Genomic DNA, 21,650 nt, shown 5'->3' with positions numbered 1-21,650 from the left:
TATGAATGCAATATTCTCTTTTTAATGAGTATTTTCGAGTAATTTTTACAAACCTTACTGCCATAAGGAGATGGAACGCATGAGACGGTTTGATATTGAAAAAAATTACAAATCATTCTTCCTGGTTCTTTTGTTCTATTCAACTTAAAGCGCTCATTTTATGAAGAAATTTGGATGAAATGAAGGTAGAAAATTGAAGAAGTAACATCATTTTTTCTTGATATAAATGGTTTGGATGGTATAATTTCTCTGAAACATAAAGGAATGGAGGGGAATTTGATGATTTTTACAAAGCACGATCTTCACCATTACTTAACGCAGGATAAGAAAGCATTAGCGGTTACGCGCAGAAGACCAAAGTGGTTTGGGGACGATATATGGAAATATCAAAGGTATTTACGAAAATATGAATACTATTCTAATAGCGGCGCTCTACTGCGCAAATGGTTTTATCGCTATTTACATAAAAAGAAAGGCATGCAGCTTGGCTTTGATATTCCGATTGGCGTCTTTGGCCCAGGCCTTAGAATCAATCATAGTGGTCTCTTAATTGTGAATAAGCACGCAAAAATTGGGGCATTTTGTGATATTCATCAAGGGGTGAATATTGGCCAAAACCATTCCGAAAAGGATGTCCCAACCATTGGAGATCACGTATGGATTGGCCCTGGTGCTAAGCTGTTTGGAGACATTTATATTGCAAATCATATTTCAATCGGAGCAAATGCCGTGGTGAATCGTTCCTTTCATGAACAGCAGATCGTCATTGCTGGTGTACCGGCTCAAAAGGTAAAAGAAAAAGGCCCTTCTTCATGAAGGCGCCTGATAAAAAAGAATAACACCGATCAAAACAGAGATGAGCAGCATGAGATAAAACAAGATGGTTAAAATCAAGATCGTCCAGTCCAGCCCAGCCCCTTCCTCTCTGTCTTGATCAAATAAATACCGAGTACGATGGTACTAAATAGCACGCCTAAAATGGCCCACAGCCATTTGTCTTTGTTATGCTTTGGCGCATCAAACCATAAATAGATGGCAACTGCAAGTGAAACGAATAGACCCGTTATTCTCAAGATTAAACTCCCCCTTATGTATACGCGCTCTCTATGATGCGTTTGAGTATCCGAAGATCAGCAACAGGAAGTAAAAGACAAAGACTAGTATAACAATAGAATAGATGATGATGGACACGATCAGAACTGTCCAGCCCAATCCTTTTCTTCCTGTTTTGATGAGGTATATCCCAAATGCAAAGAGCCCGAATAAAAGACCTAAAATAGACCATAACCATTTATTTTTCCCATGTTTTGGTGCATCTATCAATAGATAGATTGCGACTAAAATAGAAACAAACCATCCAGTTATCCAGCCCACATTCATCTGCCACCCTTCTTCTTCAGTTTATTCCATTATATGATACTTTTGTCCTGAAAAAATAATGATTCAGAGGATATTGCGTGGAAGGCTTCGCCATTCTTCTCTCAACATTCCGTAGCGCATTGAATCATAATAAACCCCTTGATAATAACGGACCTTTCTCAGTCTCCCCTCAAGGACAAATCCGCATTTCTCTGCGCACCGCATCATCCGTTCATTCCCTGACCAAGTTGTTAAACCAATTCGAGGAATATCAATATGCGTAAATAACACATCAATCCATAGATTTAATGCCTTTGTCCCAATACCCCCGCTCCAAAAACGTGAGTCATAAATGATAATGCCGCATTCAAGCCACCTCGTGCGTTCATTCTCCCAATAATATGATACGGTGCCTTTGATATCACCATCTATTTCAATGCCATATAGCTTTTGAGGAATGGATTCTTCCTGTAAGTAACGTTTCTTAAATGCAGCAAGCGGGATTTCGTGTTCATAAAAATAAGGGGCATTCCATTTTCGATAGGACTGGTCTGATGCTTTAAATTTTAAATGCCACACCGTCTCTAAGTCCGTTTCGGTTAATGGACGTATGTTCACAAGCTCTTCCTTTTCACTTTTCATCTGTTCACGTTCCTTTACTTTGTCGTTCTTTTTGCTAAATGACGGTACTCGATCGGCGTCATGCCTTCATTTTGCCGAAACAGCTTAGAAAAATAAGTAGGGTCGTCAATCCCTACATGATCTGCAATAGCAGCGATTTTTTCATTCGTTGAGGCCAGCATGCTTTTGGCTTTTTCGATTTTGAGACGATGGCTGTACTGGTTTGGCGTCAATCCATATACCGTCTGCATACATCTTGTCATGTAGTCAGGATGATAGTGCAGTTTCTCTGCAAGCTGCTCCATGTGTAATTTCTCCATAAAATGATGCTCAAGATAATGAACCACTTCTGATGCGACGGTCTCCTTTGCACTTGGAATATGGAATGCTTCCTTTTGCAGGTGAATGAGCAGTTCCTCAAATAGAAGCTGTTTTTTCAGCGGAAGTTCAGATGCACCATGATTTAGTGCTCTCATCGCTGAAAGGTGTTTTTCTAACACACTTCGTCCTTTCACTTTTCCTAAACGGGGCAGACTAAATTCATAGGTTGCCGGCTTTTCAAAGGTAGCTTGATTTTGTTTCATATCAATCCAGTGTTCTCTCAGCCGGTTCGTCAGCTCAAATCGGTCAATTGAGAAATGCAGCCACTCATAGTGGGTTTCCTCTTCACATGGCAGATGTCCACCGTGAGACAGGCCCGGTGAGAGAATCATATATTCACCTTCTTTTACATGAAAAGCCTCCTCGCCCTCTGTCATCCATAGTTCACCTTTTGTGACATAGAGCAGATCAAATACAGTGAAGGTTCTTGAGATATGTCTTTCTCCTTGATGAAATACCCCTTTACCTGATGCAATATAAATAGGAAACGGCGGTACAGTAAATGTAATAAATCGATCCATATTCATCCCCTTATGAAGTCGGATTTCTCCAATAAGTTTCGGTTTCGTCTCTTCTTATTATAGTCGATGCACGGTACACTATAAATCGGATTTATACGAAAGGGGGCTATGTGATGAAATCTCAAACCCTGTCATATGAAAAGGTTCAAGCAAAAGATGAGAAAACACACCCTTCATTATTTGCATTAACTTGGCCTATTTTTATCGAAATCTCTTTATATATGCTCATGGGGAGCGCTGATACACTTATGCTCAGCCAATACTCCGATAACAGTGTGGCCGCAGTAGGTGTAAGCAACCAGCTCCTGAATTTATTAATTGTCATGTTCAGCTTCATTACAACAGGAACGACCATTGTGATTGCGCAGCTTTTAGGAGCTGACCGCAAGCAGGAAGCGACTCAAGTCGCCTATGTCTCACTAGGAACCAACTTCTTGATCAGCTTTGTCATTAGTCTCCTTATGTTTGTGTTAGCTGTTCCAATCCTGCACATGATGGGCTTATCAAGTGAACTCATGCCGGATGCGGCGGTCTTTTTACAAATTGTCGGCCTGCTTTCTTTTATTCAAGCACTCATTATGACGTATAGTGCTATTTTAAAAAGCTACGGATATACAAGAGACACGATGTATGTCACCATCGGAATGAATTTGCTCAACGTTGCCGGGAATTATTTGGTCATTTTTGGTCCGTTTGGCTTTCCGGTATTAGGTGTCATGGGTGTTGCCTTTTCAACCTCGCTGGCTCGATTGATCGGATTGATGGCGATGATCCTCATTGTCCGCCGCCGCATTGGATTGCGTTTTTCGCTGAAGAGTATGTTTCACATTCAGCGGACGCATTTAAAAAAGCTGCTGAAAATTGGCATTCCTTCTGCTGGAGAGCAGCTTTCTTATAACGGCTCCCAAATGATCATTACACTGTTTATTACATTTATGGGAACGCAGGCTTTAGCCACAAAGGTCTACACTCAAAATTTGATGATGTTCATTATGTTGTTTGGTGCAGCGATTAGCCAAGGGACACAGATTTTAATCGGACGCCATATTGGAGCGAAAGAATTTGATGCTGCCTACCGCAGATGTATGAAAAGCTTATACTGGGCCATTGGGATCGCTCTTCTTTCTTCCACTGCTTTATCTTTATCATCGACGCATTTGCTTACCTTTTTCACTAGCAATCATGAAATCATTCAAATCGCCGCCACACTTCTCCTATTGACGATCATATTAGAGCCGGGACGCTCTTTTAATATGGTCATTATTAATTCATTGCGGGCGGCTGGTGACGCGAAGTTTCCAGTGTATATGGCGATGATATCAATGTGGGGAATCGGGCTTCCGATCGCTTACTTGTTAGGCATTCAGCTTGAAATGGGTCTCATTGGGGTTTGGATTTCTTTTATCGTGGATGAATGGGTCAGAGGCATCTTCATGTATAGGCGCTGGCGTTCCAGAGTATGGACGGAGTATCGCTTTTCTTCCACATAAAAAAGGACTGGGTGCAGTCCTTTTTTACGTAATATCTTCTAAAATAAGTGCTTTTTCCTGTTTTGAAATAAATGCCCGCTCTGTAAAGACGCGGTATTCGTTTTCTCTTGTTTTATCTAAAATGGCTTTATAAAAGTGAGCTGCTGCTTTCACCGGTATTCGTGAATACAGCGGGAATTCATGAAGATGGTCAAAAAACTCCTCGTAGTATGCCTCTGCCTCAAAGGCAATGTACTCCCAGACGTGCTGGAAGGCTTGATTCACAATCCCTTCCTGCAATTCTTGCTCTGTGTACCCGAATTGTTCCATCACCTGCTTTGGCAAATAAATGCGGTCTCTTTCAGCCTGATCTTCCCCAATATCTCGAAGGATGTTGGTGAGCTGCATAGCAATCCCTAACGAAATGGCTGCTTCTTTTAGCTGCTCTTTTTTACGCGGTGCAATAATGGGAAGGAGCATGAGTCCAACGGTACTAGCAACATGATAGGAATAGATGAGCAGTTCATCTAATGTTTCGTATCGCTGCTGCTCTATATCCATCTCTTGTCCTTGGAGCAGGTCACGGAACGGGGCTTCATCCATCCGAAACTCTTGAAATGTATGCTCTAGCGCCACCCATATTGGATCATTCCGGTCTACCTCACCTTGTAAAAATCGATCAAACGTCTCTCGAAAGGATGCAAGGTCCTCTTTTGGCGAAGGGGACTCATCTACAATGTCATCTGCTCTACGGCAAAAGGAATATACGGCCCAGACGGCCTGTCTTTTCTTTTTAGGCAGCATGGAAAAGGCCCGGTAAAACGTTTTAGAATGGGTTTGAATGGTGTCCTCACACACTTTTAATGCTGTTTGTACATCAACCACTTAGCTTCACTTCCTTTCTATCATTCAAATCTTTTAGTAGTACAGAGGCCATGAGCTTCGCACTTTGCATCACGATTGGCACCCCGCCGCCCGGATGGATGGAAGCACCTGCCGCATAAAGATTATCTGTCTCACTGACCTTCACTTGCGGGCGGAAGACACCTGATTGAAACAAATTAGGGGCAAGTCCAAAGCTGCCGCCTTCAAACAATCCTTCTCGCAAGGAATCATTTGGTGTTCTGACCTTTTTCCAGACAATCGACTCTCGCAATCTCGGAAAGCCTCTTTTCTCAAGGACATCCACCATCTTCTCGACAAAATCTGTCTCCTCTTCCCAGTTGATATGATCACCTGAAGGAACAGGAACGAGCATGTATAAAACACTACAGCCATCTGGGGCAAGAGATGGATCAATGATCGATGGATTAAATGTATAAAATGACGGGTCTTGAGGAATCGTTTTCGTTTGAAAAACCTCTTTCATATGCTGATCAAAGTGTTCTCCCATAAAAAATTGATGAACAGGTGCTTCATGATACATCTTGTTTAACCCGAGATACACCATCACACAGCCAGAGGACGGCACGTATTTCCGGCGATCTTGTTCGTCTAAACCAAACTGTTTTAACGCAGCTGGATAATCTCCATTGATCACAAATGCATCAGCGGCTACATGTTCATCATTCACCTTTGCTTTGACTGCCCGTTTTCCCTCAAACATCAATTGCGTGACTTCTTCATTTTTTCTTACATGCACACCCATGTTGATGAGCTGCCCTTCCAATATATCTACTAAACTTGCATAACCGCCTTTTAAATAGTAAATACCATGTGCGTGCTCACTATATGAAACAAGCGAATAAATGGCCGATGCTTCATACGGGTTTCCCCCAACATAGAGAGTTTGAAGTGCGTATGCGTCTCGCAGGCGTTCGTCTGAGAAATATTTTTTTAGAGCGCTTTGCACCGTTCGATACGCCTTTAATTTCATTAAAATCTTCATATTGGCTTTTGTAAAAAATGTACGTTTTTCGTGAAATGATTTTTCTAGAAAAGCTTTCTGCCCTTCTTGAAACCGATCCGTCATTTCTTCCATAAACCTCTGGAACCCTTGATCTTCCTTTGGAAATACACGTCTGATTTCATCTAGCTGAAGACGTGCATCAGAGTATTTCGTATAGGAGGTTCCATCTTGATATTGAATGGTATACAGCGGATCAAGCTGCACAAGATCAAGAGATGATTCGTCAATTCCTACCTCATGTAAAATGCCTTTTAACATGTCAGGAAGTAGGACAATGGTCGGACCTTCATCTACTTTATATCCTTTCTCACGTACAAAAGCAAGTCTCCCGCCAAGCCGTTCATTTTTTTCGACAAGGGTGACATCATGTCCCGCTTTTTTTAAATAAAGCGCTGAGATCATTCCGCCAATACCGCCTCCTGCAATCAATATATGTTGTTTCATGAGGCGCTCCCCTTTTCTTGATGCGGCATTGTTTTGTGTGAATGTTTCTCTTTTTTAAGAATGGCATTTGTCGTGATACGTGCTGATTCTAAAATGGTTGGCAGTCCACTTCCTGGATGTGTTCCTCCTCCAACAAGCCAGCAGTTCTTTAATTCATCAAATTCATTGTGCGGCCTTAGGACCATCATCTGCGTCAGCTGGTGGCCGAGGTTAAATGTAGCTCCGTCATATACGTAAAGGTCTTCCTCCCATTGCTTCGGTGTGATCATCCGCTCGACTTCTATATGCTGTCTCACATCTTGAAAGCCGGTTTTCCGCTCCAATGTATCCAGCACAAGCTCTCTAAATTCATCTTGATGCGCTTCCCAGTCAATACCGCTTTGGTTATTGGCAACTGGAGCCAGCACATAAAGAGCTGATTTACCTTTTGGAGCAAGAGAGTCATCGGTTACACTTGCATTTTGAATATAAATAGACGGATCGTCTGGCAGCTCATATGTTTTCGTAATGCCTTTGACAAATCTAGCATAATCATCGGAAAAAACGATGGTATGATGCGGCTCATCATACATGGTATCCAGTCCTAAATAAAGCATAAAGGTAGAGCATGAGAATTTTTTCTTTTTTAATTTTTTCTCGCTGTATTTCTTTAAAAGTCCTGGCTCGACAAGCTTTGTCATCACATGTGCAAAGTCTCCATTGACGACAACCTCATCTGCTTGTATTTCTTCCCCAGATTCTAAACGAATGCCTTTTACTTTCCTTCCCTCCGTGAGCAGCTTTTCAACGCCTGCTGACAGATGAATCTCTGCCCCAGCTTCAAGCGCCGCCTTTGCCATCGCTTCTGACAGCTGATTGACACCGCCCTTCGGATGAAATACACCTGTGTCATGTTCCATAAACGAAAGGATCGAGAACGCACCAGGGCATTCCCACGGCGACATTCCTAAGTACTTTGATTGAAATGTAAAAGCATATTTCACTGATTCATTCGAAAAATAGTCTGACAGCACATCATACAAACTTTTATTTAGTGAAAGCTGTGGAAGTGCTTTGATCACCTTCAGGCGAAGGTAATGATGAAAGCGGTCCATTTTACTTTGTAAAATTGGTGTCAGACGATCCATTTTGCGCTTTGTATCATTCATAAATCGTAAATACCCTTCGCCCTCACCAGATGCAAAGGCTTCTAATCGTTTGTACATTTCATCGCGATCCCGGATCATGTCCAGCTGATTGTCTTGAAATATTAATCTATACATCTCTTTTAATTCAATCACATCAATATAGTCATAAAGATTTTTACCAGCAAAGGTGAACAGCTCCTCTGCAATATGAATCATGCTGAGAAAGGTAGGACCTGTATCAAACGTGAAATCACCAAGCTGAAACTTAGCGTTACGCCCGCCGACAAAGGGCTGCTTTTCGTATACATGAACGTCATGTCCTTTGCTTTGAAGCATCATAGCTGCTGCAAGGCCCCCTGGTCCCGCTCCAATCACAATGATTTTCATTATCCTTTTTCCTCCAAATTAATTCACTTTAAGTTAATTATACAAATTGAAAAGATTACATCAACTTTTGATGTGCTCAAAAAGTCTCATGTTATGTATCAAAAAAGCCGGCTTCCTTTCAACATGTGCAAGAAAGCCGACTCTTTATTACGCTTCTATATCAATTCGATACGTTTCAAACCAATGATGAATCTGTGCTAGATGGGCAATCAACTGCGGGCCCTTCATGAGCTGACCATACCATGGCACATGAAAGGAAGCCCCTTCCGTTTCAATCAGCTGCTTTAATTGATGTGGATCTAAAAATTCGTGAAGTACAGAGTCTTTTTGCGCGAGGCAGTCTGTGAGCATCTCTTTCACAGCCTGAGTATAGGCTGGATGATGTGTTTTCGGGTAAGGACTCTTCTTTCGATAAAGCACTTCATTCGGTAAAATTCCCTCTAATGCTTTTCGTAAAACCCCTTTTTCACGATTTCCATGCATTTTCATTTCCCAAGGAATATTCCACACATATTCGACAAGGCGATGATCTGCAAATGGCACCCGTACCTCAAGACTAGCCCCCATACTCATTCGATCTTTTCGGTCAAGCAGTGTTGTCATAAACCAGATCATATTTAAGTAAAAAAGTTCTCTCCGGGCTTTATTGACGCCGGTTTCTCCATCTAAAAGAGGCGTTTCTGCCACCGTTTCTTCATATTTGCTTTGCGCGTATTCCTTAAGTGACAGCTTTTTTTGCCATGAGTCTTGCAGGAGCTGTGTTCTAGCTTCAGTCGATCTCATCCACGGAAAACCATTCGTTTCATTTTCCATATGGAACCACGGATAGCCGCCAAAGATTTCATCCGCACATTCACCTGATAAGCCAACAACGAAGTCCTTTTTAATTTCTCGGCAAAACCAAAGCAAGGAAGAATCAATATCTGCCATACCCGGTAAGTCTCGAACCTCAACGGCTTCCTTCAGATAGGAAGCGAGCTCTTTTTGTCCAATGATACAGCTGTGATGATTCGTTTGAAACGCTTTGGTCATTTGATCAATCCAAGGACCGTCAGCATTCGGCTGGAATTGATTTGCCTCAAAGAATTGATCGTTTCCTTCGTAGTCAATGGAATACGTATGAAGCGGTGCTTTCCCTATTTTCTCAAAGTGCTTAGCGGCAATGGCAGTAATGGCACTAGAATCGACGCCCCCAGATAAAAATGTACATACAGGCACATCAGAGACGAGCTGTCTTGTCACGGCATCTGTAAAGAGATGCTTAATGTGCTGTGCGGTGTCATCAAGTGAATCAGTATGTTTCTTGCTTTTAACATTCCAGTATCTCCATACACGCAGACCGTCTTTTGAAAAGGTCAAGGCATGTGCAGGTCTCAGCTCTTTTATCCCTTTAAACACGCCTTGACCTGGTGTTCTTGACGGTCCTAAGCCAAAGATCTCCGACAGTCCTTCATGATCGACTTTTGCTTTGATATCAGGGTGAGCAAGAAGTGCTTTGATCTCTGAACCAAATAAGAAGGAATGATGACGTTCTGTATAGAAAAATGGCTTGACGCCTAGCCGGTCTCTCCCTGCAAATAACAATTCACGCTCACTATCCCAGATCACAAATGCAAAAATGCCATTAAAATGAGAGACACACTCTTCCTTCCATTCTGTATAGGCATGAAGAAGAACTTCTGTATCAGAATGCCCAAGAAAGCGGTGCCCCCTTTTTAACAATTCTTTTCTTATATCCTCCGTGTTATAGAGCTCTCCATTGTATACAATCGTATAAGCATGGTTTTGATGTGTATATGTCATCGGCTGCTTTCCGCCTTCTACATCTACCACCGCTAACCTTTTATGCCCGAAAAGAACGTGCTCACTTTTCCATGTATTTGTATCATCTGGCCCTCTTTTAGATAATGTATCTGTCATTTGATTGATTACATGATCCTGTTGGATGAGCTGCTTTTTAAAGTCTGCCCAGCCTGTAATTCCACACATCATCATCAGCTCCCATCCGTTTTTCCTCAAGTGTTCTCATTCAGCCTTTCTTAGTTTATGCATCGTCTCCTTGATAGTTGATTTGTCCTTTTTTCCCGGCGTATAGGACAAGCTTGATTTGGTAAGAAAAGAAAGAGGAAAGGAGCTTTTGCAAATGGAGAATCGAATGAAGCAGCTTGAACGCTGCAGCAGAAGATGGTGTAATGGGTATTTGCTCATTGAAAACGGGCATTGCCTGATTGAAGATGAAGAAGGAGAGATCATGCTGCCAGAAAGTCTTCAAAGCACGATGATCTGTTTGAAGGAAAATGACCGATGGACAAAAGGAGAATTGCTCGGTTCTATGATTCTTCATGAAAACGGGCAGCTAATAGAAGTACAGGGAGGAGAAAACATTCAATATACGGCGTCTCTTGCCAAAGGCTGGCTTGATCTTCTCATGTTCGTACCGGAAAACGTTTTTGATCACATCCTTGACCAGATAGAGCAGCTTGGTTTTTCCGTCTATGATTGTGTTTTCTCTTCCTTTCATTCATTGCAGCGCGTCTCTTTCTTTCAGTTTTCGGCAGATACGCAATCACTTGCACTTCAATGTCACCATGAGCCAGCCGCCAGTCACATTCGTTTTGAATGGACCACTTCAGACGGACAACGGATCGTTTCACAATTTGATGCCACATAAAAAGGACACTGCTTCGTATAAGCAATGTCCTTTTTATATTAAAAGATATGGAAACCGATCGGCAGACGTAAACCGAGAAGAATGGTCACAATCGCAAATACGATAAAACCAATCAACACACCAGTCACCGATTTTCCTTTTTTCTTGCGCACTAGGACCATTTCCATGAAACCGATCACGAGGATACCAAGAATCATTTTTCCAATATACTCGCCCCCGTAACCTGGAATTTTCATTCCTGTGCGAACATACAGCTCTACGCCTGTTGCAATGATGATCAAGTAGAATAAACGAACGATCATATGCACAATTTTAGCGCCTTTGTCATTTTTACCTGCTAGAGCAAAGGCTACGAAGAATAAAATAATCCCCAGCACCCATGCTGTGATATGTAAATGTGTTCCCATTTATAATTTCCCCCTTTATCAGAACAAGTACCTTCTCATCGTACCACGAAATAAGTCGAACACAAAGCGACAATCCTGTGTCATCACGCGCTTTATTTGACGTGATTTGTCAGCGTTCCAATCGGTTCAATCGTGATGTCAATTCGATCTCCAGAAGCTAAAAACTTAGGCGGTTCAAAGCCCTTCCCTACCCCAGAAGGTGTACCTGTTGCAATGATGTCACCCGCTTCTAATGTCATCCCTTTTGAAAGAGTGGAGACAATGTCCTCAACTGTGAAGATCATTAATTCCGTACTGGCAGACTGACGAACCTCTCCGTTTACCTTTGTTTCCACATGGAGCGCACCATGATCCTCGATCATTGACTTATGAACGATATAAGGTCCTATCGGGCAGGTTGTATCTAAGCTTTTGCCAATGAAAAATTGTTTATGTTTTTTCTGCAAATCTCTTGCCGTCACATCATTTAAAATGGTGTAACCGAATAGATAATCTTGGACCTCTTCAGGAGCAATGTTCTTCCCTGATTTGCCCATCACGATGGCAAGCTCTCCTTCATAATCCAACTCACTTGTCACATCTTTATGAAGGAGAATGTCCGCTTCGTGTCCAATGACAGAAGTAGGTGCCTTTGTAAAAATCATCACGTCTTCAGGAATATCCGCCGCACTTCCCATCTCCATCACATGATCTTGATAATTCTTTCCGACACACATGATGTTTTTAGACGGCTTTGGAATCGGGGCATGGAGTTTCACGTCCGAAAGCGGATATACATAAGAACCGCGGTCTTCTTCTTTTTTCTCAGCCCAATCAAGAAGCTGCCCGACATGTTCAACAAACTTGTCCCCCATTTTAATACACTCAGATAAAGAGTTTGGCAGTGTCTCAAGCTCAAATAATTTGGCTTCTGCCTTTTTGACGTCCATCACCCATTCATCATCAATGACTACCCCAATAAACATGCTGCTATGTATTTCACCTGTAAAAAACTTCATGTCTTCCCCTCACAATCTTCATTTCGCTAAGTTATGATGTCTCATTTTATTTCTCTATGAAACAAAAAAAACCCTTTTTTATCATACTCTCTTTTAAAAAGGGTTTCAAAAATGATGATCTAACGCTTAGCGAAAACGGCGGTACTCCCACATGTTTCCTTGATCCCATTTACGCTCAACATTTCCTCTATTTCGGGATCGATGCGTTTTCTTTCCACATCTTCGGCAAGAGCGGCTGCGTTTATGGTGATGAGAACGTTTAGATCGATGGCTGCGGCGAGATTTGCGGCTCTTCTTATTGTGGGATCTGTATTTGCTGCGATGTGACTTGCGGCAGCTCTTCTTATGATGAGATCTGCATTTGCTGCGGTGTGATTTGCGGCAGCTTTTCTTATGATGGGATCTGCATTTGCTGCGGTGTGACTTTTTCGGTTCACTCTTTTTGCTTCTGTAAGATTTTTTGCTTTTACATGACTTTTTGCTCTTCATGCTTTTCTTCGAACGATAGCTTTTCTTAGAGCGATAACTTTTCTTTGAACGATAGCTTCTGTAGCTTTTTTTACTGCGGCGTGATTTACGGTGTCCACCACCGCCAAAGAACCAATGACCGCGACTCGAATGACGAGAACGAGCTGACTTGTGCGAACGTCTCGATTCTGGTTCACGATCTAAGTGATGATCACGTCCCTCACTTCGAAGTGAAGCCACTGCATGTTCAATGTGTGAATGATCAAATGTACTCACGAACAATTCCCCTCCCAGTCTATGCTTCGACAAAACAAACAGACAAAGCTGTTTATCTTCTCTGCTTTATGTTACGAGACTCGGTAGACAAGTGTTCGTGACGAATGCCTCTTTCCTTGAAAACTCCATGAATACCTACCAGCCGGTACAGGACATTCCTTCACTTTCATATTGTAAAGAAGAGCATATAGGAGGCTGATGAACGTATGAACACAGAACCTTTAAAACAACTTGATATGTGGATTCATCCAAAGGACCTGATTGAATTAAAAAAAGACATTTGGAACGATGAACCTGTTGAAGCTATTCTAAAAACAGGCCAAACCAAATCACATATTTATGCTTCATACCGCGGATCACACATTAGAAAGCTTAAGAAAAAGTCCTATCAAATTGAATATCGAAAGCCGAAACAAAGACAGGGCGAATCGATCTTTCATTTAAATGCAGAGTACAATGATCCTTCGTTTATCCGAAACAGGCTGTCCTTTTATTTCTTTGAGCAGATGGGGGTGCATAGCCCCGCTGCTTCTCATGTGTTTCTCACCATAAATGGAAGAAAAGAAGGGATTTATTTGAAAATAGAATCCGTCGATGAGTTCTTTCTTCAAAAACGGCAGCTTTCAGGAGGCGGCATTTATTATGCGGTTGATGATGACGCGAACTTCTCCCTTTTGAGTTCTTTTGATAAAAAACCAAAAAAGCACCTTCTTCTCGGATACGAGAAAAAAACGGGAACTTCTCAACATGATCATCAGCTGAGTGAATTTATTTACTTTCTCAACACAGCGAAAGATGACACTTTTGCAGAAAAAATTGAACAATACCTAGATGTGACACAATATTTCCGCTGGCTCATCGGTGTGGTATGCACACAAAACTTTGATGGTTTTGTCCATAACTACGCTCTTTATGTAAATGAACAAGGGAGGTTTCAAGTACTTCCTTGGGATTATGATGCAACATGGGGTCGTGACATTCATGGAGAAGAAATGCCGTTTGATTATATCCCAGTAAACGGCTTTAATACATTAACTGCTAGATTACTAGATATCCCTTCGTTTAAAAGAGCCTATTACACACTTTTCCAGCATGTACTCGATACACATTTTGTAGAAGACCGGCTCTGCCCAATCATCGAGAAATGGCATGAATCGATTGAGGATCGAATTGGAGATGATCCATATACGAAAGATCGAAAAGACATCTTGCAGTCTGAAAGAGACTTAATTCGGCAGTATATCAACAAAAGACGACGCTATTTACAGACTGAGATCAAAAAAGAGATATTTGGTACGTAAAAACACTTTCGAATTTTGTCACTTTATTACTCATATTGACGAAACAGCTTTTTTTATAGAAAAATAGGGTATACTAACCATATCCTTCTATTTGATAAAAAATGTGAGAGTTGGCGTCCGTTATGATCAATTATGAAATTGAACAAAAAAGATTACATTTAATTGAGACTGCGAAAAAATTCGGGATGAATGCCGAAGAAACGATCAGGTGCAGTCAAGAGCTTGACACACTCTTAAATAAAGGCATCAAATCCACCTCTAAAGATTGCTCAAAAAAAGGGTAAGCCATACATCTAATTCCTCTCATCAAAAGCTTTCAAAAAGACAATCACACATTAAAAGACCCATCATAAGCTATGGTGAAACGCCCAAAACAAGTGCCCTAATTTTATAAAGGATGTGCACCGCTATGCCGGCTATTGTGGGAGCCTTTAAAGTAAATGCCGTCGGAACGAGCGGAGTCGTTCATGTTGGAGACTGCATCACCATTTCTCCAAATAGTCAGGTTAAAACGTTTGCTGGCGCAGGCAGTTTTAATACAGGTGATCAATTACAAATTAGCAACTACAAAAGTGTGACAAATACGTACGACAGTGATGTCATTGATCAACCGCTTGTTGGTAACTTGTAAGGAGTGAGGATCCGTTGAACTTCTATATTAATCAAGCGATACAAATTAATTATTTACGTGTAGAGTCTGTGAGTAACTCCTCTGTTCTGCAAATTGGGAGTGCTGGATCCATCAAGGCCCTTTCCAACCTGTATAACACGGGAAGCTATGTAGAAGCAGCGCCTGCCGCAGCAGGTACACAAGGAATTGAAGAATCTCAAGGCGCAAGCACAGCACCTTTTGTACCGCTTCAGTCACCAACAACTTAAGCCATCTGCAATCCCCGGAGGTGTATGTAAATGTATGATTATCAGAGCAACGCTTCACAAGTATATGGCATCATTCAAAAACACTCGCAACAAATCATGATGCTGGAAAAAAGGCTTAACGAGCTTCAGCAGGAAATACAAATAATCAAAGATAAACCGACAACGAATATTGAACGGATTGATTATCAATTTGATCAACTGAAAATCGAACGGCTGGAAGGAACGCTGAATATCGGCCTCAATCCATCTGATCCAAACAGTGTTCAAAACTTTGAAGTGGGCCAAACAACAACCCCGGGAATTGGAATGATGCAGCAAGAAATGGCTGGTCAATTTTTCAATCAAACACGGCAGCTTGTCGATGCATTTTTAAATGAAGAAGCACCAGAACTTCTTGAAGAACTAGAACAGCGATACGAAGGGTCCCTCGATGAAAGCAACAAACACCATATCATTGAGGATATTCGCAAGCAAATTGACAGCAGGATCAAATACTATGCGGGACAGCTGCCACACCGGGAAGATATGACACCGCTGCAGCGTTCAGAGCAAATTGCTGAATATGTGAAGCATGATGTAAAGCGAGCGATTGAGCACTTTTTAGCCCATATTCCAAGTGAAACGAAAGGAGAGGAAAACGGATGAATTTCACAGTTATCAACCGCAACATCGAGACTGGAAGCATTAAAGTAGTCGGGGTATCGTCTTCTTCCCTATTTATCATCGGGGACACAGACCATGTACAATTATCCTCGATTTTCGATACTCCGCCAGAATCACTGATTATTGGCCCGTTTGTTCCTCTGGCGCCTCGATAATGATCAAGCGCACATCTCAAGTGAAGTTCTCAAAGGTGAATTCTGTCGGGATTTCGAGTGTGGTTCAAATTGGTGATACTCAGGAGCTATGCCCGAAAGTCAAGGTATTAGCTGTTCAACGAACCATTAGTTTGTTTTATGGCTATGAAGCAGAAAATTTAGATGCGAAAGAATTTGAAGTGTATTATGAGCCCATTCCTTTGATGCTGCCAGAGCGATCAGTGAGAACAGCATTTTACCATGAAAAGCCTGTGATTAAAGTGTCTTCAATCCATGTAGAAGGGGTATCATCGTCCTCTGTCTATCAAATCGGCTCTACTTGTAGAATGAATGGCGTTGCGCGAGTGAAGCATATTAGAGAGCTGTTTAGCAATGATGAAAGTCCGCAAAACTCACAAATGGACCTACCTGCGCATATGATGGTGATATGACTTCGAATAAAGGATGTCGATTATGCCAGCAATTGTCGGACCCATTTACATTAACTCTATTTCTGGAGGCGTCGTAAACGTCGGTGACTCATTCTACCTGTCGCCTAAAAGTTCGTCAAAATCTGCTTTAGGCTCTGGAGCGGGGAATACCGGAGATTTCTTGATATTAAATAATGGCATTAGCGCCACCAACTATGTGGATCCTGACTTAAATGATCAGAATATGGTAGGCAATGCATAAAGCAGCTCCTCTCCATCCATTTCAAATAGAGGAGCGCTTTTTTATGCTTATTTCTTTCTGCGCTGTCTCGATTTTTTTGTTTTGACCAGCTTGCTTGCCGGCTGTTTCCGAATCCATTTGATGTACGAAGCAAGCTTTTCATCCTGCCTCAGCGCATCAATTGTGTTCAAACGTGCGGCAAGCTCCTGGTTTGTATAGAGGGCATGTACTTGTTTATGACAAGGGATGCATAGGTAGGCAGTCGGTAAAAAAGCCCCGCCTTCTTCTCTTGGGGTTAAGTGATGTTCTGTAAGCAGGACATCTTGTCTTCCGCACATCTCACATAATCCAATTGTTTGCTTTGCCACCCTTGTCATCACCTCAATATTTACATTAATTCCATTGAGACTGTTGTCCCTTTCCCGCTTGGATCTGCCGGATGGACAATTAGTTTTTTCGGCAGCCGCATTTTCAATTCTTCCACATGGCTGATGACACCAACAGCTAAGTTTTGAGACTGTAATTTCTCTAATGCAGTAATCACTGTATCAAGCAAGTCTTGATCAAGGGTACCAAAGCCTTCATCAAGGAAAAAGAATTGCAGCGGGAACTCGCCTCTCAGCTGAATCTGCGCTGAAAGAGCTAGCGCAAGCGCAAGCGACGTCAGGAAGGTTTCCCCGCCGGACAAGCTGGACACTGGACGTCTGACACCGCCATTCGCATCATCACGCATGACAAAACCGCCTTCTGAATCAACCTCAATCGCATACCTTTGTCTTGTCAAAATACCAAGACGGGCAGATGCATCACGACTGACACTTTCCAGCTGTTCTTCTGCTAAAAACTCAACAAATGTATTTCCTTTAAACACGGTTTGCAGCTTATCGAGCCGATCAATTTCTTGCTGCAGCTCCGCCAAACGTTCATGAATACTTGCAAATCGCTGGTGATTTTCTTCCATTACACGCAGATGTTCATATGCAGAGCCGCTCATCACTGTTGCTTCTTCCAATGCCTTTTCTGCCGCTTCTTTCCTCAGTTTAATGTCAGTCCATTGCTTTTCATCTAGTGACTCATCTTTCAGCAGTTCAGAAATTCGCTTTAAGTTTGCGGCACATTGCTTTCTTTTATCCTCAAATTCGTCAATTTCCTGTTTAACAGTTTGACGTACTGATTGATTCATGAAAGCAGATTCAATCTCTTGAGGCTTATCAAAAGGAGAAGACTCCGATTCTTTAGTCCATGCTTCACTTGCTTCTTGTTTTCTCCGGTCAGCCTCTTGAAGCTGACGCTCACAGCTTGAAAAATGACTTTGTGCTTCACTAAAAAGCTCCTGCGCTTGCTGTAATTGCTTATACGATTGCTGTTCCATTTCATTGAGACGAGCAAGCGTGTGTTCCACCTCGATCAATTCATCAGAAATGGAGACAGCTTTCAATGGATATCTCCCTAAATCTGTTTCATATTGATGAATGAGCTGCTGCTGGCTTTCTAGCTGATGCGCTAGTTTATCAAGTTCCTTCTCTACATCGTATATGGCTGTTTGCAGCTGTTCTTTTGCCTGCTGTTTTTCTTCCAAAAATGAAATACTTTTCTCAATACGCTCTTTATAGCCTTCCGCTTGCTGGTCCTTTTCGTCGATCTGCTTTTGCATCTCTTGTACTTGATGCAATGTAAAGTGCGGGAAGGTCTGTTCAAATTGAGACGTTTGCTCTGCAAGCTCAGATTGAAGCTCCTTGATCAGCCCGTCTAATTCTTCGATACGCTGCTGATCAAATGTCATTTGATCTTTCGTCTTGCTTATCTCTGCTGCTTGATCATATGTTTCATCCATTAAACGAGCTCGTTTACGTTCAACTTCTTGAATATCTTGTTTCAAGCCTTTCCATTCTTGCATGAGATTCTGCAAGGACTCCGGCTTTTGCACTGCTTCTACTGCTGCTGCAACTTCCGCACCTGGAGCTTTCTGAGATAAAAAGGCAAACTGCTTTACTAATTGATTGGCGTGCGTTTCCAATAACTGCTTGACGGCATACATGTCTCTTGTATATTCCTCTGCCTGCTTTAGCGCTGTGTCCATCCGTTGAATCACTTCATCGATTTGTGCCACTGTTTCTTCATGATCAGTGTTTTCCAGTGCCTTTGGGTCATGATGAATCGATCCACAAACAGGACATGGCTCACCATCTACGAGCTCTGCCGCTAATTCTTTTCTTAATTCTGCCGCCCTAACAGCATCACGCTGTTTTAATTTTTCGAGCTTCTGACTTTGTTCTCTTTTACTCCATTCTGTAAAAGCCCGTTCGAATTCACATACATAGAAATAGAGCTGTTCAATCGCTTGAAACGATTGGTCTATTTTTTCATGATGGTCTTTTTGCTGTTTTTGAAGCTTTTCATATGCTGCTGCGGTCTGTGTTGATCGCTTTTTGAGCTCCTCCATCTTTTGTTCTTCCTTGTGTATGCTTTGGTGTATTCTTTGAATATTTTCGCTTAAACGCAAAGCATCCTGTACACTTTTCCGTTCTTTTACAGAGACTTGTAATTGCTCCAGCTCACGCTTCAGCTGTGTTTGTTTTGCCAGTGCACGTTCTAACAAAGATTGGAGATTGTCTGCTTCTTCTTTCTTTTGTAATAATTGCTGCGCTGTATCGTTTTTTCGCTGTTCGATTGCCGTCTTTTCCTGAAGAGCCGCCTCTTTTTTTCGTTCAATTTCCTTTAGCTGAAGCAGCTGCTCTTTCTTTTGAAGAAGTTCTGGCTCAGTTTCTATTTTCTTTTGCCTTGCTTGCTCATAGTTCTGTGTCATTTGATCATAGATCGTTCGTTGATGCAGCAGCTGATTTTCTGCTTCCTGCTTCTCTTTTAATGCTTGAGAAAGCTGATTTTCAGCCTTTGTTAATGCATCCGCATAAGGCTTTAATGCCTCTGCCTGCTCAGCAATATGAAGCTTGGCCTTTTTCTCTTCCATTGATGGTGCCAGTTGATTCAGATGGTTTAGTTCCGTCTCATAAGCTTCTCGTTCCTTTTGATACTGCCAAATTGTTTGCGCCTTTGTAAAAGCAGTGAACGCTTCATCCCGCGCTTGTTTTTTCTCATGAAAAATAGCCTTTGCCTGCTCAGCCGCTTCCTTTGCCTTTGCGAGCGCCTCTGGGCCAGCTTCTCCTAAGCCATTCAGCTCAGCAAGCAGTTCATTTTTTTGTCCATACTGATTCTGCGCCTTTGCGCGCAAACGTTTAACGAGCTGATCCCCATACTTCTCTAGGTTAAACAAACGCTGAAGCATTTGTCGTCTATCGGCTCCTTTTAAAGAAAGGAATTCTGCAAACTTCCCTTGGGGCAAGACAACCGCACGCGTAAAATCATCAATGGTTAACCCGAGTAATTCTTCTATTTTACGATTGACCTCACTCGCTTTATCTGCAAGAACTGTCTGCGTATCCCCAATTTCAATCAGACGGCATAGTGTCGTTCTGACTTTCATTTCATCTGCCCGCTTGAAAGCACGTTCGACTTTATAAGAAATGTGGTGTTCCTTTTGTAAAGCGAACGTAAAGGAAACTGACAGCTTCTCTTCCGCTTGGTTCAAAATACCATGTGTATTATTTAACGCACGTTCCACTTTTCCATAAAGCGCCAGGGTCATGGCGTCTAATATGGACGACTTTCCGCTTCCTGTCGGTCCAAAAATGCCAAACACACCTGCATCACATAATGAGCTAAAGTCAATTGTTTGTTCTTCTCTGAAGCTATGAAGTCCTTTAATGGTTAGCGTAATCGGCTTCAAGTCGCTTCCTCCTCTTGCATTTCATTGGCGAGCTCCAAAAACAGCTTGACTGTTTTTTCATCAGGAAGACCGCCGCCTGTCTGGCGCTCATAAAATTTCACGAACCGCTCTTCGATTGAGAGCTTTTCGGCTTGCTTTTGTTCTTCCATTTGCTGAAGTTCTTTAAATTTCGGTCTAATATGGACAAACCCGCTATGCTGCTTTCGGAGCTGATGAATCTCTTCTATGGAGAGCTGATCTGTTAAATGAATCTCTAAATCAATCCATGCCTGAAGATCCCGTTTTTCATCCAGCCACTCGTGTACTTGGCTCAATCCTTCAGTTGCCTTCCATTTAACAAGTGGTTTTCCGCTTGATAACAACACTTCTTTCCAGCTTGCTTTTTCATTAGGTTTTGCCTCTACAATCGTGACTGATTTGGCATATCCTGATTCAGAAAAGCTGTAAGCAAGAGGGGACCCGGAATAGCGAGCAGTCGTTTTGGCACTTTTGATGGTTTGCGGGCGGTGCAAATGACCAAGGGCCACATAGCAGGCTGCTTCTGGCAGACTTTCAGCCGCAACGGTATATGCACCGCCTACTTCAATCGGTCTTTCTGAATCTGTTTGACTTCCTCCTGCCACATAAATATGGCTTGTTGCGATATTGACCGTATCGGCTTGAAATTGAGCGCTTAAATGTTGGAACGCTTGCTTTATTTTTAAATTGTAATGATCACGAAGCAATTTCTCTTCAAATGTTTCAGCCAGCACCTCGTTAAGTCTCGCTTCAGACGGATAAGCGAGTGCTGCAATGGATAAACGTTCACTCGAAGAAGGAACATCGACGCGGATGATGTCATTTGTCGGATATCCAATTAAATGAATCCCCTGATCATTTGTTAAAGGCGATGCGGCAGATAGTCGATCCGGATTATCATGGTTGCCTGAGATGACCACGACCTGACGTTTTCCTTTATCAGATAAGGCAGATAGACTTTCATAAAAAAGCTGTTCTGCTCTAGCAGGCGGATTCACTGTATCAAAGGCGTCTCCAGCCATGACAATGACATCAATGTGTTCGTCTTTTACGATTTGATACAGCTCATCTAAAAACTGTGCTTGCTCATCAAGCCGGCTCCGGCCTTCAAGGGTTTTTCCTAAATGCCAATCTGCCGTATGCAGAATCCTCATTTGATTC

24 protein-coding genes and 1 pseudogene are annotated in these 21,650 nt (G+C 42.2%); 11 read left to right on the top strand and 14 right to left on the bottom strand.

Translation table 11 applies throughout. The features are described from left to right. Positions 1–279: 279 nt before the first annotated feature. Positions 280–816: a serine acetyltransferase gene (locus MHI08_RS05290; protein WP_024426514.1), complete on the top strand. Its 537-nt coding sequence runs from the start codon at positions 280–282 to the stop codon at positions 814–816. Here MHI08_RS05290 and MHI08_RS05285 read toward each other — a convergent pair. The 4 genes and pseudogenes from MHI08_RS05285 to MHI08_RS05270 all read right to left on the bottom strand — a co-directional run bounded on the left by MHI08_RS05285 (position 811) and on the right by MHI08_RS05270 (position 2,882). Beyond that, positions 811–1,073 (bottom strand): annotated as a pseudogene (locus MHI08_RS05285) (hypothetical protein). The gene MHI08_RS05290 and the pseudogene MHI08_RS05285 sit on opposite strands and share 6 nt — an antisense overlap. Positions 1,074–1,104: 31 nt before the next feature. After that, complete coding sequence (locus MHI08_RS05280; protein WP_024425087.1) at positions 1,105–1,380, bottom strand: hypothetical protein; 276 nt, start codon at positions 1,378–1,380, stop codon at positions 1,105–1,107. Between the two features lie 63 nt (positions 1,381–1,443). Further along, on the bottom strand, positions 1,444–2,001 hold the full coding sequence (locus MHI08_RS05275; protein WP_034621799.1) for a GNAT family protein: 558 nt from the start codon (positions 1,999–2,001) through the stop codon (positions 1,444–1,446). A gap of 14 nt (positions 2,002–2,015) precedes the next feature. Continuing rightward, a complete protein-coding gene (locus MHI08_RS05270; RefSeq protein WP_342500064.1) occupies positions 2,016–2,882 on the bottom strand; it encodes an AraC family transcriptional regulator in 867 nt (288 codons plus the stop codon). Between the two features lie 113 nt (positions 2,883–2,995). On the opposite strand from MHI08_RS05270, the gene MHI08_RS05265 reads away from it, so the two are divergent. After that, positions 2,996–4,372 (top strand): MATE family efflux transporter, encoded by a 1,377-nt coding sequence (locus tag MHI08_RS05265; protein ID WP_342500063.1) that lies wholly within the window; start codon positions 2,996–2,998, stop codon positions 4,370–4,372. 24 nt (positions 4,373–4,396) lie between these two features. Here the strand turns inward: MHI08_RS05265 and MHI08_RS05260 are convergent, their stop codons facing one another. The 4 genes from MHI08_RS05260 to asnB all read right to left on the bottom strand — a co-directional run bounded on the left by MHI08_RS05260 (position 4,397) and on the right by asnB (position 10,207). Next, complete coding sequence (locus tag MHI08_RS05260) at positions 4,397–5,236, bottom strand: phytoene/squalene synthase family protein (protein ID WP_208946569.1); 840 nt, start codon at positions 5,234–5,236, stop codon at positions 4,397–4,399. Continuing rightward, positions 5,229–6,704 carry a phytoene desaturase family protein gene (gene crtI / locus MHI08_RS05255; RefSeq protein ID WP_342500062.1) on the bottom strand — a complete coding sequence of 492 codons (1,476 nt, stop codon included), beginning with the start codon at positions 6,702–6,704 and terminating at the stop codon, positions 5,229–5,231. Before crtI (MHI08_RS05255) ends, MHI08_RS05260 begins: the two co-directional genes overlap by 8 nt. Next, positions 6,701–8,218, bottom strand: coding sequence for a phytoene desaturase family protein (gene crtI / locus MHI08_RS05250; RefSeq protein ID WP_342500061.1), 1,518 nt, complete (start codon positions 8,216–8,218; stop codon positions 6,701–6,703). The genes crtI (MHI08_RS05255) and crtI (MHI08_RS05250) overlap by 4 nt, the downstream gene beginning before the upstream one ends. 147 nt (positions 8,219–8,365) lie before the next feature. Beyond that, positions 8,366–10,207 (bottom strand): asparagine synthase (glutamine-hydrolyzing), encoded by a 1,842-nt coding sequence (gene asnB, locus MHI08_RS05245; RefSeq protein WP_034621806.1) that lies wholly within the window; start codon positions 10,205–10,207, stop codon positions 8,366–8,368. 154 nt (positions 10,208–10,361) lie between these two features. Here asnB and MHI08_RS05240 point away from each other — a divergent pair, with 154 nt between their 5' ends. Next, positions 10,362–10,889 (top strand): DUF2777 family protein, encoded by a 528-nt coding sequence (locus MHI08_RS05240; RefSeq protein ID WP_248351372.1) that lies wholly within the window; start codon positions 10,362–10,364, stop codon positions 10,887–10,889. Between the two features lie 38 nt (positions 10,890–10,927). On the opposite strand, the gene MHI08_RS05235 is transcribed toward MHI08_RS05240, so the two are convergent. The 3 genes from MHI08_RS05235 to MHI08_RS05225 all read right to left on the bottom strand — a co-directional run bounded on the left by MHI08_RS05235 (position 10,928) and on the right by MHI08_RS05225 (position 12,731). Then, a complete protein-coding gene (locus MHI08_RS05235; RefSeq protein ID WP_024426524.1) occupies positions 10,928–11,296 on the bottom strand; it encodes a YisL family protein in 369 nt (122 codons plus the stop codon). Between the two features lie 92 nt (positions 11,297–11,388). After that, complete coding sequence (locus MHI08_RS05230; protein WP_248351371.1) at positions 11,389–12,294, bottom strand: fumarylacetoacetate hydrolase family protein; 906 nt, start codon at positions 12,292–12,294, stop codon at positions 11,389–11,391. 119 nt (positions 12,295–12,413) lie between these two features. Further along, positions 12,414–12,731, bottom strand: coding sequence for a hypothetical protein (locus MHI08_RS05225; RefSeq protein ID WP_342500060.1), 318 nt, complete (start codon positions 12,729–12,731; stop codon positions 12,414–12,416). A 513-nt stretch (positions 12,732–13,244) separates the two neighbouring features. Between MHI08_RS05225 and MHI08_RS05220 the strand changes: the two genes are divergently transcribed. From MHI08_RS05220 to MHI08_RS05185, 8 genes are all read left to right on the top strand, one after another. Beyond that, entirely contained in the window at positions 13,245–14,339 is a 1,095-nt protein-coding gene (locus tag MHI08_RS05220; RefSeq protein ID WP_342500059.1) for a CotH kinase family protein, read from the top strand. A 122-nt stretch (positions 14,340–14,461) separates the two neighbouring features. After that, positions 14,462–14,623, top strand: coding sequence for an aspartyl-phosphate phosphatase Spo0E family protein (locus MHI08_RS05215; protein WP_029707539.1), 162 nt, complete (start codon positions 14,462–14,464; stop codon positions 14,621–14,623). A 125-nt stretch (positions 14,624–14,748) separates the two neighbouring features. After that, the gene (locus MHI08_RS05210) at positions 14,749–14,970 is read left to right on the top strand and encodes a spore germination protein (protein ID WP_024425506.1); all 222 of its coding nucleotides are present in this window, start codon (positions 14,749–14,751) and stop codon (positions 14,968–14,970) included. 14 nt (positions 14,971–14,984) lie between these two features. After that, positions 14,985–15,218, top strand: coding sequence for a spore germination protein GerPB (locus MHI08_RS05205; protein ID WP_003210877.1), 234 nt, complete (start codon positions 14,985–14,987; stop codon positions 15,216–15,218). 30 nt (positions 15,219–15,248) lie between these two features. After that, complete coding sequence (gerPC, locus tag MHI08_RS05200) at positions 15,249–15,863, top strand: spore germination protein GerPC (protein ID WP_342500058.1); 615 nt, start codon at positions 15,249–15,251, stop codon at positions 15,861–15,863. Continuing rightward, positions 15,860–16,036, top strand: a complete 177-nt coding sequence (locus tag MHI08_RS05195; protein ID WP_224426384.1) for a spore gernimation protein GerPD — start codon at positions 15,860–15,862, stop codon at positions 16,034–16,036. Before gerPC ends, MHI08_RS05195 begins: the two co-directional genes overlap by 4 nt. Continuing rightward, complete coding sequence (locus MHI08_RS05190) at positions 16,036–16,467, top strand: spore germination protein GerPE (RefSeq protein WP_024425504.1); 432 nt, start codon at positions 16,036–16,038, stop codon at positions 16,465–16,467. The genes MHI08_RS05195 and MHI08_RS05190 overlap by 1 nt, the downstream gene beginning before the upstream one ends. A gap of 22 nt (positions 16,468–16,489) precedes the next feature. Further along, a complete protein-coding gene (locus tag MHI08_RS05185; protein ID WP_003211468.1) occupies positions 16,490–16,708 on the top strand; it encodes a spore germination protein in 219 nt (72 codons plus the stop codon). Positions 16,709–16,755: 47 nt separating this feature from the next. On the opposite strand, the gene MHI08_RS05180 is transcribed toward MHI08_RS05185, so the two are convergent. Genes MHI08_RS05180 through sbcD form a run of 3 tightly spaced genes read right to left on the bottom strand, consistent with a single transcriptional unit; the run spans position 16,756 to position 21,643 of the window. Beyond that, positions 16,756–17,055 carry a hypothetical protein gene (locus MHI08_RS05180; protein ID WP_024425503.1) on the bottom strand — a complete coding sequence of 100 codons (300 nt, stop codon included), beginning with the start codon at positions 17,053–17,055 and terminating at the stop codon, positions 16,756–16,758. A gap of 20 nt (positions 17,056–17,075) precedes the next feature. Continuing rightward, positions 17,076–20,471, bottom strand: coding sequence for an SMC family ATPase (locus MHI08_RS05175; RefSeq protein ID WP_342500057.1), 3,396 nt, complete (start codon positions 20,469–20,471; stop codon positions 17,076–17,078). Then, a complete protein-coding gene (gene sbcD, locus MHI08_RS05170) occupies positions 20,468–21,643 on the bottom strand; it encodes an exonuclease subunit SbcD (RefSeq protein WP_248351368.1) in 1,176 nt (391 codons plus the stop codon). Before sbcD ends, MHI08_RS05175 begins: the two co-directional genes overlap by 4 nt. Between the last annotated feature and the right edge of the window lie 7 nt (positions 21,644–21,650).

Origin of the sequence: Bacillus sp. FSL M7-0791 (assembly GCF_038627085.1) — a bacterium.
Lineage (GTDB): Bacteria > Bacillota > Bacilli > Bacillales > Bacillaceae > Bacillus > Bacillus safensis.
The sequence above is the reverse complement of the archived record's forward strand: the minus strand, read 5'-3'. Positions and strand labels throughout refer to the sequence as shown.